This is a genomic window from Rivularia sp. PCC 7116 (assembly GCF_000316665.1).
Taxonomy (GTDB): Bacteria; Cyanobacteriota; Cyanobacteriia; order Cyanobacteriales; family Nostocaceae; genus Rivularia.
In genome coordinates, this window is the sequence record NC_019678.1 from 8,651,189 (window position 1) to 8,669,233 (window position 18,045).

14 protein-coding genes are annotated in these 18,045 nt (G+C 36.1%); 11 read left to right on the plus strand and 3 right to left on the minus strand.

Annotation, left to right across the window (positions count from 1 at the left end; translation table 11 throughout):
- Window positions 1–382 precede the first annotated feature (382 nt).
- On the plus strand, window positions 383–1,315 hold the full coding sequence (locus tag RIV7116_RS33185) for a glycosyltransferase family 2 protein (RefSeq protein ID WP_015122732.1): 933 nt from the start codon (window positions 383–385) through the stop codon (window positions 1,313–1,315).
- Between the two features lie 143 nt (window positions 1,316–1,458).
- Here the strand turns inward: RIV7116_RS33185 and RIV7116_RS33190 are convergent, their stop codons facing one another.
- Together RIV7116_RS33190 and sufR are read right to left on the minus strand one after the other, a co-directional pair.
- Window positions 1,459–1,716: a hypothetical protein gene (locus RIV7116_RS33190; RefSeq protein WP_015122733.1), complete on the minus strand. Its 258-nt coding sequence runs from the start codon at window positions 1,714–1,716 to the stop codon at window positions 1,459–1,461.
- Between the two features lie 96 nt (window positions 1,717–1,812).
- Window positions 1,813–2,481, minus strand: a complete 669-nt coding sequence (gene sufR, locus RIV7116_RS33195; protein ID WP_015122734.1) for an iron-sulfur cluster biosynthesis transcriptional regulator SufR — start codon at window positions 2,479–2,481, stop codon at window positions 1,813–1,815.
- Window positions 2,482–2,707: 226 nt separating this feature from the next.
- On the opposite strand from sufR, the gene sufB reads away from it, so the two are divergent.
- The 10 genes from sufB (at window position 2,708) to RIV7116_RS33245 (ending at window position 17,069) form a co-directional block, all read left to right on the plus strand.
- Entirely contained in the window at window positions 2,708–4,144 is a 1,437-nt protein-coding gene (gene sufB, locus RIV7116_RS33200) for a Fe-S cluster assembly protein SufB (protein ID WP_015122735.1), read from the plus strand.
- A gap of 245 nt (window positions 4,145–4,389) precedes the next feature.
- Window positions 4,390–5,178, plus strand: coding sequence for a Fe-S cluster assembly ATPase SufC (gene sufC / locus RIV7116_RS33205; protein ID WP_015122736.1), 789 nt, complete (start codon window positions 4,390–4,392; stop codon window positions 5,176–5,178).
- Complete coding sequence (gene sufD / locus RIV7116_RS33210; RefSeq protein WP_015122737.1) at window positions 5,178–6,530, plus strand: Fe-S cluster assembly protein SufD; 1,353 nt, start codon at window positions 5,178–5,180, stop codon at window positions 6,528–6,530. Before sufC ends, sufD begins: the two co-directional genes overlap by 1 nt.
- Before the next feature lie 293 nt (window positions 6,531–6,823).
- On the plus strand, window positions 6,824–8,086 hold the full coding sequence (locus RIV7116_RS33215) for a cysteine desulfurase (protein WP_015122738.1): 1,263 nt from the start codon (window positions 6,824–6,826) through the stop codon (window positions 8,084–8,086).
- Window positions 8,087–8,576: 490 nt separating this feature from the next.
- On the plus strand, window positions 8,577–8,921 hold the full coding sequence (locus RIV7116_RS33220) for a hypothetical protein (RefSeq protein WP_015122739.1): 345 nt from the start codon (window positions 8,577–8,579) through the stop codon (window positions 8,919–8,921).
- A gap of 677 nt (window positions 8,922–9,598) precedes the next feature.
- On the plus strand, window positions 9,599–10,252 hold the full coding sequence (locus RIV7116_RS33225) for a DUF1877 family protein (protein ID WP_015122740.1): 654 nt from the start codon (window positions 9,599–9,601) through the stop codon (window positions 10,250–10,252).
- A 397-nt stretch (window positions 10,253–10,649) separates the two neighbouring features.
- Window positions 10,650–12,227: a type II CAAX prenyl endopeptidase Rce1 family protein gene (locus RIV7116_RS33230; RefSeq protein ID WP_015122741.1), complete on the plus strand. Its 1,578-nt coding sequence runs from the start codon at window positions 10,650–10,652 to the stop codon at window positions 12,225–12,227.
- 730 nt (window positions 12,228–12,957) lie between these two features.
- Window positions 12,958–13,233 carry a TM2 domain-containing protein gene (locus RIV7116_RS33235; protein ID WP_015122742.1) on the plus strand — a complete coding sequence of 92 codons (276 nt, stop codon included), beginning with the start codon at window positions 12,958–12,960 and terminating at the stop codon, window positions 13,231–13,233.
- Window positions 13,234–13,915: 682 nt separating this feature from the next.
- Window positions 13,916–16,330 (plus strand): cation-translocating P-type ATPase, encoded by a 2,415-nt coding sequence (locus tag RIV7116_RS33240; RefSeq protein ID WP_015122744.1) that lies wholly within the window; start codon window positions 13,916–13,918, stop codon window positions 16,328–16,330.
- A 226-nt stretch (window positions 16,331–16,556) separates the two neighbouring features.
- Complete coding sequence (locus tag RIV7116_RS33245) at window positions 16,557–17,069, plus strand: FHA domain-containing protein (RefSeq protein ID WP_015122745.1); 513 nt, start codon at window positions 16,557–16,559, stop codon at window positions 17,067–17,069.
- Window positions 17,070–17,481: 412 nt separating this feature from the next.
- Here the strand turns inward: RIV7116_RS33245 and RIV7116_RS33250 are convergent, their stop codons facing one another.
- Window positions 17,482–17,829, minus strand: coding sequence for a hypothetical protein (locus tag RIV7116_RS33250; RefSeq protein WP_015122746.1), 348 nt, complete (start codon window positions 17,827–17,829; stop codon window positions 17,482–17,484).
- Window positions 17,830–18,045 lie beyond the last annotated feature (216 nt).

Consider the following 18,045-nt stretch of genomic DNA (forward strand, 5'->3'; position numbering starts at 1 on the left):
TTTGAAATCGTTAAGATTGATTAACTTGTGAATTCAATAATATTTATTATAAATTAGGAGCGATCTATTGATGGATTGCTCCTAATTTATTGTTTGCAGTACTGAGTATTAAGTGATGTTTGAATACTGACGAAAACACAGATAGGAATATATTGAGCGCGTAAATTCGTAACTGAAATCTTTGTAATTAAATATTTTTGACTATAACCAAATATCAGATAAAAGCAAGTCATCCAGTATTTTTACTCAATCGTTACAGTGATTTCAAGTAGAGCTAATCGCTTTTTATCTAAGTAAGCATCTAAAGTTTATACTTTTTTGGAAAATAAAGGATATCGTTGATTAAATAAACAAGTTCTTCGATATTAATTGATAAAAATTTATGTCATATCCAAAAGTAACGCTTGTAGTTGTGCCGCATGAATGTTTTCAATACACTGAAGAATCGTTAGAAAGTATTTACAAATACACAAATGTTCCTTTTAAATTAATTTATATAGATGGTTATTCTCCAAACAAAATTAGGCAGTATATTGAGGCAAAATCGCAGGAAAAAGGATTCAGCTTAATACGTACAGATAAATATGTATCTTCCAATCAAGCACGTAATATAGGTTTGAAATATGTAGATACTGAATATGTTGTTTTCCTCAATAATGATGTTTTGGTAACTGCTGGCTGGTTAAATAAACTGATGCATTGCATCGAGGAAACTAATGCTTCAGTTGTTAGTCCTATTTGTTTACAAGCAACATCATATAAACCTATAATTCACTCTGCTGGAGGTACCTTAGAGTTTCAATATAGAGATGGAAGTTTAGATTTATTTGATCGAAGGTTATTTATTAAAAAGTCTTTCGATCAAGTGCAGCCTTTGTTAAAGCGTCACCCAACACAAATAGTAGATTTCAGTTGTGTTTTGGTACGTACAGCTATTTTCCGTCAGATAGGTAGTTTTGATGAAAATTTAATGAATTTCGCCCAGGGTATTGATTTTTCTTTATCGGTATTTGCGGCAGGTGGAACTATTTATCTGGAGTCAGAAAGCATTGTTAGTTATCTTAAAACTACAGAATTAAAATTATCAGATATCCCCTACTATTTATTAATATGGAATTATGTTTGGAAACGTAAAAGCATACATCATTTCCAAGAGAAATGGGGTTTAGCAAAAAATGCCAAATTTATCACTGATGCCCTGCAACAATTAAACTACAGTGCCAATTTGACATTTCAGCCATTAAAAGAGTTGATAAAACCTTTTTACGATAATGAAAATTATGCTATTAATCCCAGGGTTTTCAAACGTTCTTAAAGAATGATTAGAAAAATAGTACTTGTTAACTAGTTTTTGGCACTACTAAGTCAATAGAGTCCCATTAAGCAAAATTGCAAATTTCAACGTTATTAATTACCCGTTAGGAAATCTTATTTCTGTAAAATTAATTTCCGTAAAAGCTACCACTTCAAAAATGCGGCTTCCACTCCCTCGTCTCTTCTAATTTTGCCATCCTTTTCAAACCAAGCAATGATTTGCGGCGTAGTCAATTCTTCAATAGCAATATTGTTTTCCTTGGCTATCTGCTGCAATACTCTTAATGAAGAAATTGTCAATCTAGTTAAAAACTTTTCTGGAGAGGAAAGTAAAGCAGCATCCACTTTTGCTGATTCTTGTGAAGATAAAAACTGTGTTGTTGGTTGCTGTTGAAATTCCATAGCCTATATCTATATATATCAATAATAATGGTGATTAAACAGATGATGAACTGTTCGCTGGGAATTAAAAGTTACAACATTCTACTTGCGAACTGTTCACCGTTTTTTTGCCTGTACCAAATAACCACACCTATGTTCGCCATTGATAATCCAGTGAGTACGCTCTACCGTACAATCGGGTAAAACCGCAGCAAACATTTCTAATTCATGCCCGCAAACGCTAGGAAATGATTCTGCAACGTTGGAAATTGCACAATTATGTTCTAAAAAAATAAATTTATCTTCTGATTCCGAGCCTGAATTTTCTACAGGATGGTACTCAGCCATGAAACCTTCAGCTTTCCTTAGCTCTACTAAAGTCGCCACTCTGGTATGTAAGGAACCTTTGCCTACATGTTGCCGATATTCTTCAGCTTTACGCTCCCACTGTTTCTGTAAAATCGAACTTACTTGGTCTCTTCCTACTGTTTCTGTTAAAGTGTCAAGTAAAGAAACAGTAAATTTGCTATAGCTATCCCCAACTTCTCGACGCAAGCGTTCTTTGCCTTTACCGCTCAATTGATAAATATGTTGCGGACGTCCCATTCCCGTCTGTTCGGAGGAATAAATTATTAGCTCTTCACCCTCCAAGTCTTTTAAATGACGGCGAATCGCTTGAGGACTTACTTTTAAGGCTCCTGCAAGTTGCAAAGCTGTAGCCTGCAACTCTTTGAGTAGATATTTCAAGATATCTTGTTTGGTTGAGGACTGGTGGGTTGTTTCCATCATCGTCCTAAAAATATTAAAGAAAATTTCACTTTGACAACATCATTGTTGTTAATCTAGCGTAAAATGAAGATACATTAAAACAACTTGGCTGTTGTTTTAGTCTTCATGATTATTGTAACAGCCGCGTGACTAACAGTCACGCAATATGGGAATAAGGTTTAACAACCCGTCTCCCCATCCTTAAAGAGAGTAAGTAGAAGCGAAGCAAGCGAGAATATTAGCGATGAGTGCCACTGTCAAAACCTTAGTCAACCAGCCTTACAAGTACGGTTTCGTTACCGACATCGAAACGGATACTATACCTCGCGGGCTAAACGAGGATGTAATTCGTTTAATTAGTGCGAAGAAAAACGAGCCGGAATTTATGCTGGAGTTTCGCCTCAAAGCTTACCGTCAATGGCAAAAGATGACCGAACCTGATTGGGCTAGTGTTGGTTATCCTGCGATTGATTACCAAAATATCATTTATTATTCTGCACCTAAACAAAGTGCTAAAAAGAAAAGTTTAGATGAAGTAGATCCAACTTTGTTGGAAACTTTTGAGAAGTTGGGTATTCCCCTATCGGAACAAAAGCGTTTAGCGAATGTTGCTGTAGACGCGATTTTTGATAGCGTGTCAGTAGCAACTACTTTCAAAGAAAAGTTGGCAGAAGAAGGGGTTATTTTTTGTTCCATTTCTGAAGCTTTGCAGGAATACCCGGAATTAGTTCAAAAGTACCTTGGAAGTGTAGTTCCGGTTGCCGATAATTATTTTGCAGCTTTGAATGCTGCTGTTTTTAGCGATGGTTCTTTTGTGTTTATTCCGAAAGGCGTAAAATGCCCAATGGAGCTATCTACTTATTTCCGGATTAATAATGGCGATACCGGGCAATTTGAACGTACTTTAATTGTTGCCGAAGAAGATAGTTACGTTTCTTATCTCGAAGGTTGTACGGCTCCGATGTACGATAGCAACCAGCTACATGCGGCAGTTGTGGAACTTGTGACGTTGGATAATGCCGAAATTAAATACTCTACCGTACAAAATTGGTACGCCGGAGATGAAAATGGTAAAGGCGGTATTTACAACTTTGTAACCAAACGTGGTTTATGTAAGGGAAAGAATTCTAAAATCTCTTGGACTCAGGTAGAAACTGGTTCGGCAATTACTTGGAAATATCCCAGTTGCGTTTTAGTGGGGGATAATTCTGTAGGTGAATTTTATTCGGTAGCGCTTACTAATAATATGCAGCAAGCCGACACCGGAACCAAAATGGTTCATGTTGGTAAGAATACTCGTTCTACAATTATTTCTAAAGGAATTTCTGCGGGTAAATCCAGCAATAGCTATCGGGGTTTGGTAAAAGTTAATCCCAAAGCTGATGGAGCGCGAAATTATTCTCAATGCGACTCGATGTTAATTGGGGATAATGCTCACGCTAATACTTTTCCTTATATTCAGGTACAAAATAACAAAGGAAAAGTAGAACATGAAGCTTCTACATCCAAGATTGGGGAAGATCAATTATTTTACTTTTCTCAACGCGGTATTTCCACAGAAGATGCGATCGCGATGATGATTAGCGGCTTTTGTAAGGATGTGTTTAATCAACTACCGATGGAGTTTGCTGTGGAAGCGGATAAATTGTTGAGTTTGAAGTTAGAAGGAAGTGTTGGTTAGTATTTTTTGTAATAGCGCTGAAGCTTTGCAAATTTTAGGTTTGTAATTGCCCGCCTCACAACACAGGTGGTGTGATTTTGGATTAAATGCAACAAGCTTTGTTTTAAATTGAAAATGTTTTAAAGCATTGAATGGATTTAAGGAATTAATCTAAATCTAAAATCTAAATCTAAAACCTAAAATTTAAAATGCAAAATTAATTACAGCGCTACTACAATTCTTTAGAAACAGAAAGTAGTAGAAAAATGATTAACGAAAATAGCAAAGTGCTGCTGTCAGTCAAAGATTTGACAGCAAATGTTGATGGCAATCAAATTCTTAAGGGTGTAAATCTTGAGGTGCGTGCTGGTGAAGTTCACGCAATTATGGGACCAAATGGTTCTGGAAAAAGTACATTTTCCAAGGTTTTAGCGGGACATCCTAGTTACGAAGTGACTGGTGGTGAAGTGGTTTTTCGAGGAGAAAAGCTTTTGGAAATGGAACCAGAAGAGCGTGCTAGAAATGGTGTATTTTTAGCATTTCAATATCCTTTGGAAATACCGGGCGTTAGCAATTTAGATTTTTTGCGGGTAGCTTACAATTCTCGACGCAAAGCTCAGGGTTTAGAAGAAATCGATGCTTTTGATTTCGATGATGTGGTAGAGGAAAAGTTGGAAGTTGTGAAAATGGATTCCGCTTTTCTCAGTCGTAGTTTAAATGAAGGATTTTCTGGTGGGGAAAAAAAGCGCAATGAAATTTTGCAAATGGCGCTTTTAGAACCAGATTTGGCAATTTTGGATGAAACCGATTCTGGTTTAGATATCGATGCTTTAAAAATTGTGGCAAATGGGGTAAATCAATTAACTAGCCCGGAAAATGCCACAATTATGATTACTCACTACCAACGATTGCTTAATTACATTGTGCCCGATTATGTTCACGTGATGGCAAAAGGGCAAATTATTAAATCTGGTGGAAAAGAGTTAGCCTTAGAGTTGGAATCTCGTGGCTACGACTGGATTTTAGAAGAAGCAGGTGTTGAGGTTGGAGTCTAATGAATATAGAAGTAACTCCAGATAAAGTTTCCACTGCTACGGAAGCAAATTTATTGAATGGGCTATCTGGCGATGTTTATTTAAATAAATTATTAGATAAAGTCAGTACCCCTAAAAGTAAAGGTTGGTTGCAAGAATTAAAAGACAGCGCTGCTTCTAGAGTGCGTCATTCCTTCTTACCGACTAAAAAAGATGAAGAATGGCGGTTTACCGATTTATCCGCTTTATTTAAAATCGATTTTAATGTAGAAAATAGAAATTTTTTATCTCCAGATACTACCCCCTTTACAGCTATTAGCGAAAATCGTTTGGTATTCGTTAACGGTATATTTAAATCGGAATTATCGGCGATCGCTAATTTACCAGATGGAGTTGTGGTTAGCAATCTTGCTAGTTTACCGGATTTGGATGGGGAATTTGTTAAAGAGTATTTAGGGCAAGCACAAGGAGACAAAGAAGTATTCACGGCTTTGAATACAGCCGGAATCAACGATTTAGCTTTGATTTGGCTGTCTCGGAATGTGGTAGTAGAAACGCCGATACATTTAGTATTTATTACTGCTGGAGATAAAACAATTTCTCAACCGCGCTGTTTGGTAGTAGCAAAAACAGGTTCCGAAGTTACTTTAGTAGAAGAATTTATTCACTTTGGAGATGTAGAAAAGAAACAAGAAAAAGAAGTTTATCTAAATAACGCGGTTACAGAAATATGGGTTGATGAAAATGCAGGTGTAAATCACAGCAGAGTTGAGCGCGATGGTTTAGAAGCGTTTCATATTGGCAAAACAGCAGTTACTCAAGCTCGCAACAGTCGGTACACCTGTAACGTCATCAACCTGGGTGGAAAATTATCGCGACATAATTTAGAAATCTTCCAAACAGGGGAACAAACTCAAACGACGCTTAATGGTTTAACGATCATCTCCGGCAATCAAGTATCGGATACTCACAGCGCGCTTGCTTTAAATTATCCCTACAGTTGCAGCAAGCAATTGCAAAAAAACATCATAGCGGATAAAGCACATGGGGTATTCAACGGTAAGATATTCGTTCCCAAACCCGCACAATTAACAGACGCATCCCAGTTAAATCGAAACTTATTACTATCTCCTCAAGCGAAAGTAGACACAAAACCGCAACTAGAAATTACGGCAGATAATGTAAAATGCGCTCACGGTGCTACGGTTAGTCAATTAGAAGATGATGAAATTTTCTATTTACAAAGTCGGGGTATTAATGAAAACAGCGCTCGCCATTTATTAATTAATGCTTTTGCGGCGGAGATAATTAATCACATCCCCGTTCCTTCTTTACGTAAAAATCTAACTAAAACAGTAAATGAATTTGACTAAAAGTTAGGAGTTAGGAATTAATCATAAGTAGGTTAGGAATTATAGAAACCGGGTTTTCGATCGGTAAAGTGAGATCATCTTTAATACTTTCACAACAGAAACCCGGTTTCTTAGATTTTATAGCTCAGTCTATAAATACTCCTTTTCTAAGATAGGATTACCGATTTCAAAACCGCAGAGTCAAGAGGTAAAAAGATATAGGTAGTCTAAGAGCATGATAGAAGTAATAAATGATTAAAAAATTTAATTTTTAATCCCAATTCAGAACATCCGCTGTCAAAATCCACAATCGTATGACTTTTACTCAAGAAAAAACCCTTGCAGATAGAGTTCGCCAAGACTTTCCGATATTACATCAGGAAATTAACGGCAAACCTTTGGTTTATTTAGATAATGCTGCAACTTCTCAAAAACCTTTATTTGTAATAGATAAAATTCGTAACTATTACGAACAGTACAATGCTAACGTACACCGGGGCGCGCATTCTCTGAGTGCTAAAGCTACCGATGCATACGAAGCAGCAAGAGATAAAGTGACTCAATTTGTCAATGCTTCATCTCGTCAAGAAATAGTTTTTACCCGTAATGCTACCGAAGCCATAAATTTGGTTGCTTATAGTTGGGGAATGAATAATTTACAGCCCGGAGATGAAATTATTCTTTCGGTGATGGAACACCACAGCAATATTATACCTTGGCAGTTGATTGCTCAAAAAACTGGTGCGGTATTAAAATATGTTGAACTAACATCAGAAGAAACTTTTGATTTAGAACAGTTTAAAAAATTGCTTGGCGATAAAACAAAATTGGTATCGGTAGTTCACGTTTCTAATACTTTGGGTTGTATTAATCCGGTAAAAGAAATCTGCAAATTAGCTCATGAAAAAGGTGCAAAAGTATTAATTGATGCCTGTCAAAGCGTGCCTCATATGCCTGTTGACGTGCAAGAAATCGACTGCGATTGGCTGGTAGCTTCTGGACATAAAATGTGCGCTCCTACCGGCATCGGTTTCTTGTATGGAAAATTAGAAAACTTACAAGCAATGCCACCATTTATGGGTGGGGGAGAAATGATTGCTGATGTATTTTTAGAATATTCTACTTATGCAGAATTGCCAGCTAAGTTTGAAGCTGGTACTCCTGCAATAGCCGAAGCAATAGCTTTAGGTGCGGCAGTAGATTACCTGAGTAATATTGGAATGGATAAAATTTATGCTTATGAATCAGAATTAACTGGTTATTTATTTAAGCAATTAGAAAAAATACCGCAACTAAAAATTTATGGCCCCAAACCAGATGTTAAAGGTTATGGTAGAGCCGCATTAGCTTCTTTTACTACAGGAGAAGTCCATCCCAATGATTTATCAACCCTTTTAGATAATGAAGGTGTAGCAATTCGTTCTGGGCATCATTGTACTCAACCATTGCACCGTATTTTAGATGCTCCCGGTACTGCACGAGCAAGTCTATCTTTTTATAATACTCGCGAAGAAATCGATATTTTTATTGAAGCTTTGCAAGAAACTTTGGATTTCTTTAATAGTATGATTGGTTAAATTGATGATATTGAATTACCAATTTTAATAATTACCCGTAAAATATATTTTATAATTAATATGACTTATCTAAATACCTCTTTAATTAGATTATTTTAGGTGAGTCTTTTAGTTATTGAGTTTTAAATTTTCTAAAAGAATCATAAAAAGGTAGTCAAAGAGTATCAAAAACAATATTAATAATTCTTTTAGTTAATTAAGTCAATTGACTATACGAAATCATAATTTCATGGTTTTAGCGCATTTTTATGATTTTATATATAGCAGTTTTCAGTTGAATAGAATACACCCCTCTACTGGCGGAAGGAGAGGGGAAGGGGAGCCACTGCGTTGCGCGGGTTCCCCGCGTTGTAGCAAGTGCCGCCGACTTGTAGCAAGTGCCGTGGTGAGGTTTCTCAACTGTATTGCACTCAAATGAAAGCGCTATTTTGAGCAAAAAATATTTTTTTGCTTGTAGATGATTATTGCTTTGTACAACAAGAGGTAATAAATGAATAAATCGATCTACTTTGGATTACTAGCTACCTCCATAGGTTTAATTCCTTTAATTTGCCATCAGAAAGTAATGGGAAAGCCTGAATTAATTTCAGATAGCAATAACCAGCTTAATACTTCTGCTTCTTCCGGTTTTGGTTATATTCAAACTCGAAATAGAAAAATTAAAATTAATGAGAATAAAACCTATACTATCTATAGCCAAGATGGTAAAGTCTTAGCAGAAAATATGACTTTGGAAAAATTACAAGCTCAAAAACCAGAATTACACGAGATGATAAAGGAATCTATCGCAAAACCAACTCTGATGATGGATGCAAGTATTGGCATCGGAAAATAAAGATTTCACGAAATTTATTTATACATTATTTTTGCCAATTAACATGTAGTTTTACGATAGTTGGCAAAATTTTTCTTATAAGCTAAATCTAATAAATAAAATAGTTTATTGGTTTAAGCTTGAATCGTAGCAGATTTAATATATAAAAAATACTTAAGAATTGGACGAATAACAATTTCAACACTACAAATCTGTATTATAATCAGCCGTAAGCCGCTGTATATGAATAAACATTAATTGATATTTGTAACTAATTAAAATCAATAAAAATTTCAGTGTAAAGTATATATAAACAGATATTTAATATTTTTTTAACATAAGGTAATAATATCCATATATTTTATGGAACTGTTACTACTATAAATAACTGGAAGTTTTTAAAACTTATTGAAAATATATTCGAGATTGACCTCAACGAATACTATATTAATAATGTAGTTAAAGCATTCAGAATATTGTGTCATATATTTTCTAAATAATCAGCTATTTAAAACAAGCAATGGTTTTAACTTATACTTTTGCAGAACTGTGAACCCTACTACCTAAAATTATTAAGGAAGCTTTAGTTTTAGGAAAAGGGATATTATGAATCGATTCAGCAAAATAAAACTAAGCCATAAATAGCTTTACATAAGTAATTTATAAATTAGCTCAAGAATAAAATAGGATAATTGATAATGGGAATAGAAGCATACTTTAAGCAAGTTTCTCCTTCTTTATTAAAAAAAATTCAAAAATATCCCGATTTCTTTGAATTATTTGATGATGCTCAGTATTTACCCGATTCACCTTTTTGGCAAGATTTTAATCTCGATTTAAACGATCCAGAAGATGCTAAGTGGTTTGACGAAGCTACTAACTACGTACCGCAAACTTTAGAAAAACTAAAATTCGAGCAGCCACAAGAATTTGCAAAGCTGAAGTCAGACATTCCTGCAATGCTGGCAGAAGGTAAAAATGTAGAGTTTGATATTGGAAAACAATGGAAAAATATCCACTTCATTTTAACTGGAATTAATGACTTAAGTCCCTTACCATTTCTCACCGGTAAAAATAAACAAGATAAACTACCTGCAATAAATGCCATTTTAGGAGGTAAGACTATAGACTATGAAACCGATCATGGATTATTAAGATATCTTACTGTTGACGAAGTAAAACAAATAAGTCAAGCCTTATCAAAGTTTTCTCAAACTCATTTTCAGCAGCGATTCAACCTCAAAGGTTTAGAAAGTGGATTTGAGACTATTTATGATGTTTATAAACAGCTTCTTAATTACTATCAAAATGTAGCTGATGCCCAAAATGCGATGTTTTTATATTTAGGATAAATCAGAGGCAGCAAACTATACTCGCCAAATTTATATGCAGCCGTACTTTTTTATACCTGAAGAAATCAAAACTTCGATCCTAATGCCTACAGCATCGCCTTAGCACAGTATCTGTGTTAGCTTAAGCTGTGCTTCCCAGTAAGGTATTAGTCGAGGTAGAAGATAACAGATACCAGGTTAAGGGAAGTTTTTTACAACTAAGCTGGCGCTTTGTTGTTGCGATTGCAGTGCATTCTGCTTGCCTGTTGTATCTAAATTAAATACGCAGCAGTTTAAAAACTTTTGTTTAAAGCATCTCAAAATTAAAATATCCTATGCTTTTCTGGGTAAATATGTTCGAGACAGACGTTTTATTGCGATAATTCCCAAAAGAAGCTTGTGAATTGAGAGGATATAGATGACGCTTAAACGGATTGTTTTATTTTTCCTTACCTTGGTAGCCATTTTATTTTCTGGCTCGTCTCTAATTGGGAGTTTGAAGGAACCTCAATTTCAAAGCGAGTTGGAATTATACCAAACTAATATCGTATTGCTAGCTACTGAATGGCAACCCTCTGACGAAGAGGAAAATTTGCAAAACGTCAAAAAAGCTATATTGGGTGTAAAACCTCTTGAAGGGGCACTCAAGCAATATCAACAGGCACGTATATCAGCCGAAACTAATTTAGAAAAGGCTCAAAATCAACTAGCTAAACTACGCTCGAAATCAACTGATAATATTACGCCACCACAGTCGGAATCGGAAATTTCTCCTGCCATTGAGGCTTCTTTACTAGTAGAGCAAAAAAAATTACAGCAAACTTCTAATCAATTACAAGAATCACTTGCCAAATTAGACTTACGCATAGGAATTCTTCAAGCACGTCAAGGTAACAAAGATAAAGCTATTGAAACTTGGCAAAAATTACAAAAAAATTCAAGTATAAATCCTCAGCTTAGCGAAACAAGTCAAACGTTAATTCAAATATGGAAAGAATCTCCTAGACTTTCACAAGAAGCAGAATTATTAATCAAAGATAATCTAAAAGGTTGGTTTCGCCATAGCGCTTTAGAGAAAATATACCAAATTAAACAAAATTCAGAATATTTAAATAATCTTAAAGTAATTGAGCAAAAATCAGCAGAAAACGCCCTCCTTAAGTTGACTGGTATAGCTATCCTTCCCGCATTAGGAGGCTTTATTGGTGTAATATTACTGATTTTCACTTTCGGACAGTGGATAATCAAAAGGCAAGAATCATTACTGGCGCAAAATTCTCAGACTCGCTGGAAAACACCTTGGAATGGTGAAACAATTTTACAAGTATTTGTGGTGGGCTTTTTCTTAATGGGGCAATTAATTGTACCCCTCGTATTACAGTTTCTTCCCATTCCCCGCCCAGCCCCAAACGTAAAAATTCAAGCATTATACGTTTTAGTTAGCTATTTACTCGTAGCTTTTGGTTCGCTATCTGTTCTTTACTTATCAATTAAACAATTTTTTCCGCTTCCCGAAGATTGGTTTTGCTTCCGATTGTACGATAGCTGGCTCCTATGGGGAATTGGTGGTTATTGTGCTGTAATACCTATATTTATTATTGTTTCTTTGATAAATCAACAGCTTTGGCAGGGGCAAGGCGGTAGCAATCCCCTGTTACAAATAGTTTTAGAAAGTCAGGACAATGTAGCGTTATTAATATTTTTCTCTACCGCTGCGATCGCTGCACCATTGTTTGAGGAATTTTTATTTCGCGGATTTTTGCTCCCTTCCCTTACCCGCTACTTTCCAGTGTGGGGATCGATACTAATTTCTAGTTTTGTGTTTGCCGCAGTTCATCTAAGTTTGTCAGAGGTTATACCTCTTACAGTACTGGGGATCGTCCTTGGCGTAGTCTATTCGCGATCGCGTAATCTTCTGGCTCCCATGCTTCTACACAGTTTATGGAATAGTGGCACTCTATTAAGCCTATTTCTTTTAGGTAGTAGTACTAATTGACACCTGAATGTACTGTTGTCAGAATAAAAATAATCTGCATTAATTATGTGTAACAAATTTTCAATTAGTATTCACTATAGTGAGTGTAGATAGTTCTTTATCTGCGAGCATAGATGCTCAAAAGAATAGCAAAATTAAAAATATATGTTAGATATATAACTAGTTACTTAAGTAAGTCTATAGTTATTTGTTGATTATTTTCAGCCTTTGTAGGGATGCAAACTGTTTTTAATTATTTTAAGATTAAAAACATCATGGGGCATTTTGTACATAAATCAATAAAGTTTCAGAGCGATAATGCACAATATACTTAGTTATGCTTCTATAGAACCATTTTTACTTGTAATTATGGACTGTAAAAGCCGTATTTTTATGGTACCTAGGTGATTGTAGCGCACTGAATTAGTCCGGAATTTTTGCGTAAGGACTTGTACAACTGAATATTGCATCGTCCTTGAATGACACTTATTGCAATTAATTATCATTCAGAGATTCTCTGTTGTGGAACAACAGAGTCCAGCGATATACAATTTGCTGAAATAAATATATACAGAAAAATAAGAGTATCTCAACTTCTGAGAAAGCCAAAACTTCTTTAGGCTTAGCTTTGAAGGAGTTTATTTACTTTGGGGAACAGTAATTTCACTAGTTAGCAGTAGTATCTTCTCGAATGATGCTGCTAAAAAAGAAGCTAGTTAATTTTATATTTTTATTCTTAAGGAGCAGCGATATGGCAAAACTCACTCCCTCCCATGCAACTAAACAACTAATGGCGGGTTTCTGCGGAATTATTTTTGGAGCATTCGGCATTCATAAGTTTGTTCTTGGGTATGCATCAGAAGGTTTAATTACCTTAATTATTTCTTTAGTTGGCGGTTATTTTACCTACGGTTTAAGTTTTTTGATTATGCAGCTAGTAGGTTTGATTGAAGGAATGATTTATCTAAATAAAAGCCACGATGATTTCGTCGGTACTTATTTTATGAATAGACAAGGCTGGTTCTAAGCAAATATTCAAATTTTAACAAATATTTTATTTTGTTTAATATTTCGCGTGCGTAATTATCGCAATTGTAATATTAGCTCTGTTTGTTTTTTGATTGGAATTGCAAGTTAAGTCTTACATTTATTCCTAGCTGTCAAATAACTGTAACCAGTATACAAATATATGTAAGCAGCTAGGATTCCTGAATGATTTTATAATTCAACTAAATTTTTATTGCAAAATATAAAAATAAGTAAGAATATTTTTTAGATCCAAATTCTGTGATTAGAGTCTAAATATATTTACTGATAATTTCTCAGATTATAGATTGATTGAATTAAATAAAAAACACAATATTCCTATTTCGTGAGGACTAATGTTAAAACTTAAAAATCTCACATTAATAATGCTTACCTGCTTTGGCATGGGTTACTTTTTGGCAATGTCTAGCTTGCCTATAAATCCATTTTTAAAAAGTCAGGCTGCGATGCTTCCAATACAGTTAAGTATTCTTATCTACTTTATTTATCTGCGTTGGAATAAGCACAAAGAATTTAGCTAAACATCTAGTTTTTACAAAAATTCATATCTCAGACATTCTGTCATAAGTCCGGATTTAGCTTACCCTCAAAGTAGGAACTTTCATAATGCCATGTCGAAGAGCGGCAGCATTTTTATATTTCTAGCAAGTCCGAACATTTCCATGCAACTGGTACCAAAAAAAAACAAAGCTGAAAGTCCACTACTTACCAAAAACAAAATTACCCTTGATGTAGAGGGAATGCAATGTGCTGGCTGTGTCAAAGCAGTGGAAAAACAATTGACTCAATTTCCAGGAGTTGATAAAGCCAGCGTGAATTTAGCAACTGGGGTAGCAGTAGTAGACTCGGAAAAATTTGATATCGACATTGATGCCTTAGTCAAAGAATTAACTACAGCAGGATTTCCCAGCAAACCCCGCAAACCTCCAGGAGAGACAGATACAGCTCAAGCCTTAAAGGAAGCTGAAGATAAAAAGCGCAAAGAAATGCAATCTGCCAAACAGCAACTAATAATTGCTGTAATGTTGCTGTTGTTTTCTGGAATCGGACATTTAGGCAACATTGGTGGGTTAATGCTACCGGTATTGCAAAATATCTGGTTTCATTTTGGACTAGCTACAGTCGCAATAATTATACCAGGTCGCCCCATTTTGATAGATGGCTGGTTGGGCTTGCGTCGGAATGCGCCTAATATGAACACTTTAGTTGCTTTAGGAACTTTGAGTGCATATACTGCTAGCGTAGTTGCTTTATTCTTTCCTCAATTAGGCTGGGAATGTTTTTTCGATGAACCCGTGATGATATTGGGTTTTATTCTGCTAGGGCGTACTTTAGAAAAACAAGCTAGGAATCGTGCTTCTGCTGCATTCCAAGAATTATTATCTCTAAAACCGAGTATTGCCCGATTAATAGCCAAATCTAACACCGATAATGCTCAAAAAGCTGAAATAATCGAAATCCCTGCCGAACAAGTCCATATTGGCGAATGGTTGCAAGTTCTTCCTGGAGACAAAATTCCCGTCGATGGTGAAGTAATTGAAGGGAAAACAACTGTTGACGAATCCATGCTTACCGGAGAATCAGCACCAGTTGCCAAAAAAGTAGGGGATAGTCTAAGTGCGGGAACCATTAACCAGTTAGGAACAATAACGATTCAAGCAACCCGCACTGGAAACGATACAACAGTAGCGCAAATTGTTGGGTTGGTAGAAGCAGCGCAAATTCGTAAAGCACCAGTTCAAAAATTAGCCGATACTGTAGCCGGTTACTTTACCTATGGCGTATTAACTACAGCTTTATTAACATTTCTATTTTGGTATTTTATTGGTACTAATATTTGGCACGATATTGTCACATCAACAGTGCTGCTGCCTTCACCACATTCACAGCACTTTAGTGGTTATCTGACACAGCAAACTCCCACCTATTATTCCCCGATTCTAATTAGTTTAAAATTAGCGATCGCCGTAATGGTTGTAGCTTGCCCTTGTGCTTTGGGATTAGCGACTCCCACAGCAATTTTAGTCGGAACAGCAATTGGTGCCGAAAGAGGTTTATTAATCAAAGGTGGGGATGTTTTAGAAAAGGTACATCAATTAAAAACAATAGTTTTTGACAAAACTGGTACTTTAACTACTGGTAGCCCCAGTGTCACCGACTGCATTCCCATATCGGATAAACATACGGTAAATTCTTTAATTCAGCTAGCAGCAGCAGTAGAAAGTGGCAGCCAACACCCTTTAGCAAAAGCAATTTTAGACTCGGCAGCAGAACGAGAATTACCCATTCCCCCAGCAACCGATTTTCATACCGAGCCGGGATTTGGTTTATCTGCTGTAGTGGAAGGTAATCGAATATTTTTAGGTAGTTGGGAATGGTTGAACTTGAATAATATTAGTATCAACCAAACCCTTCAAAAACAACTTAAAGCTTTCGCTGAAGCTGGAAAAACCGTAGTTGGTGTAGCCAATGAAAGCGAAATTATCGGATTGATTGCCGTTCAAGATACTATACGAGAAGATGCTTTCTCAACTGTAGAAAAACTTCATTCTCTAGGCTTACGAGTCATGTTGCTGAGTGGCGATACTCAAGAAGCAGCTTTAGCTACAGCAAAACAATTAGGATTAGATACTAACGATGCTATAGCCGGTATTCCTCCAGCTAAAAAAGCAGCAGTTATCCAATCTTTACAAAATTCTCAGCCTCAATCTCTTGTGGCAATGGTAGGAGACGGGATCAACGATGCACCAGCTTTATCGCAAGCAGATGTTGGTATTTCTCTGCATTCCGGAACGGATGTAGCAATGGAAGCGGCAGAAATTGTGCTGATGCGAGATAAATTAAAAGATGTAGTAGAAGCTATTGCACTTAGTCGTGCCACCTTTAATAAAATCCGTCAAAATTTATTCTGGGCATTCGCCTACAATATAATAGGGATTCCTTTGGCTGCTGGTGTATTATTACCGAGCCTCGGTTTTATTCTGAATCCCGGAGGAGCTGCTGCATTGATGGCTTTTAGTTCCGTTAGCGTAGTTACCAACTCCCTTCTTTTAAGAAGGTTTGCCCTAAATTCCTAAAATCCTCCTTTGGAGGTATTATTAATTAGCAAAAATATTCGTTTGGCTCATCTCAAGTTAAACTAGGTCAGTAGAATAGTGTTAGGTTTCTCACATATATATGCTAAGAAACGCTACCTCAAGCTGCATAAATCTTCTAGAGTTAAACATTATTTATGATTCTACTCTTGTAATCCAAATTAATTGTAAAGATAGCAGCTTTTGACCACTGAGTAATGGTTCGACAATGGGAACAAATTATACCAAACGAATCTTGATTGCTGACAGTTCAACCGATTGTAGCAACGATAAGTCTATGGCAGTACAATCGAATGAAACTCACATCTTGATTATAGAAGACGACCAGGGACGTAAAGAATTTACTTTAGAAAACTCCCTTTATTCTATTGGTAGAGACCGTGAATGCGATATTCATCTAGTATCGCAGTTTGTCTCACGTCGTCATGCAACATTAGTTAAACTACCTAAAGACAATGATGATGATAAGCGATTTTATTACCGCATTGTAGATGGCGATGTCAAAGGCAAACCTAGTTCCAATGGTTTGATGATTAACGGGCGTAGCAAAATACCTGCCCATGACCTGAAAAATGAAGATGAGGTCGTATTTGGTCCACAGGTACGTGCTATTTATTACCTACTCCAGAGAGATGCTACTCAAACTGGGCAGACAGATGCTAGCGAATATGACATAACGTTAATCAATCCTAGTATGACTGAAGATACAGAAGAAGATTAGCTGCTCGGATATCGTTGGATGGGGAAAATTTAAAGGCATTGCTACGTCTCTATTCCCCTCCGTCTTCAGTACTCTAAGTTTTTGTAAGTACAAGCCCCGATTAAATATTCTTTAAGACTATTTTTATACAGAATACGCAAAAATAACGTAATTGCGCCATTACGTTAGGACATGCGACAGTGACGTATTCACCCGCAGGGTATGGAGGATCATCTCGCCAAATGCTGGGATTGTAATTTCCCTTCGGGAGACGCTCCGATAACGCTGCACGTAGTGACTCTCGCAATGACTATTTTGCTTTGCATAAGTCCTATTATAATCATTTTTAAATTATCAATATGATGGCGATTTGTTGCGGTGAACGAGCTTTTGCTCCAGCCGCAACTAATGCCTTAAAAAGCTACAACACTAACTATCCGGCAAGAGTTTCGGTTAGATGCCAATGACGGCAATCTTCAATTACTTGCTTGATAAACTCAAATACTTGTCGGCAGTGATTATCAACTTGGAGCGGTAATTCCTCGTTTTTAAACACTAAGCTCATTTTGGTTTCCGTTTCAGTTGCTGTACTTTTGTCAATCAATACCTCTATGGTGACAAATTTAGAAAAAGGTACGCTACCAGGTACCTCTCGGGCTAAAATGTAATCGGATGTATAGTATTGCACATCTAAGTTACATTCCTGCAAGAGTTCTATAAGTAGCGGTTGCAGATGATCTATGGGAAGAGAAACAATATATGAACAGGTATAGCGAGCCATATTAGCCCCACGCCTTATAACACTCCGTACATCCTATAATATCTAACTACATAAAATCCAAGAAATTAGAATTCATTAATCAAGAAAACAGTTATTTTTTAGGCATAATGCCCGATATCGGTTTATTAGGTACTTAGGCAAAATTAATTGTGCATTTATCATTGCTGCGAGTTGAAGGAAGTCAAACGAAGTCAAACAAAGCATTCTTTTATTTTT

Bases quoted from the DNA above. Each gene is read 5' to 3' on its own strand.
- RIV7116_RS33185 (WP_015122732.1), top strand. From the start codon at position 383: ATGTCATATCCAAAAGTAACGCTTGTAGTTGTGCCGCATGAATGTTTT.
- RIV7116_RS33190 (WP_015122733.1), bottom strand. From the start codon at position 1,716: ATGGAATTTCAACAGCAACCAACAACACAGTTTTTATCTTCACAAGAA.
- sufR (WP_015122734.1), bottom strand. From the start codon at position 2,481: ATGGAAACAACCCACCAGTCCTCAACCAAACAAGATATCTTGAAATAT.
- sufB (WP_015122735.1), top strand. From the start codon at position 2,708: ATGAGTGCCACTGTCAAAACCTTAGTCAACCAGCCTTACAAGTACGGT.
- sufC (WP_015122736.1), top strand. From the start codon at position 4,390: ATGATTAACGAAAATAGCAAAGTGCTGCTGTCAGTCAAAGATTTGACA.
- sufD (WP_015122737.1), top strand. From the start codon at position 5,178: ATGAATATAGAAGTAACTCCAGATAAAGTTTCCACTGCTACGGAAGCA.
- RIV7116_RS33215 (WP_015122738.1), top strand. From the start codon at position 6,824: ATGACTTTTACTCAAGAAAAAACCCTTGCAGATAGAGTTCGCCAAGAC.
- RIV7116_RS33220 (WP_015122739.1), top strand. From the start codon at position 8,577: ATGAATAAATCGATCTACTTTGGATTACTAGCTACCTCCATAGGTTTA.
- RIV7116_RS33225 (WP_015122740.1), top strand. From the start codon at position 9,599: ATGGGAATAGAAGCATACTTTAAGCAAGTTTCTCCTTCTTTATTAAAA.
- RIV7116_RS33230 (WP_015122741.1), top strand. From the start codon at position 10,650: ATGACGCTTAAACGGATTGTTTTATTTTTCCTTACCTTGGTAGCCATT.
- RIV7116_RS33235 (WP_015122742.1), top strand. From the start codon at position 12,958: ATGGCAAAACTCACTCCCTCCCATGCAACTAAACAACTAATGGCGGGT.
- RIV7116_RS33240 (WP_015122744.1), top strand. From the start codon at position 13,916: ATGCAACTGGTACCAAAAAAAAACAAAGCTGAAAGTCCACTACTTACC.
- RIV7116_RS33245 (WP_015122745.1), top strand. From the start codon at position 16,557: ATGGGAACAAATTATACCAAACGAATCTTGATTGCTGACAGTTCAACC.
- RIV7116_RS33250 (WP_015122746.1), bottom strand. From the start codon at position 17,829: ATGGCTCGCTATACCTGTTCATATATTGTTTCTCTTCCCATAGATCAT.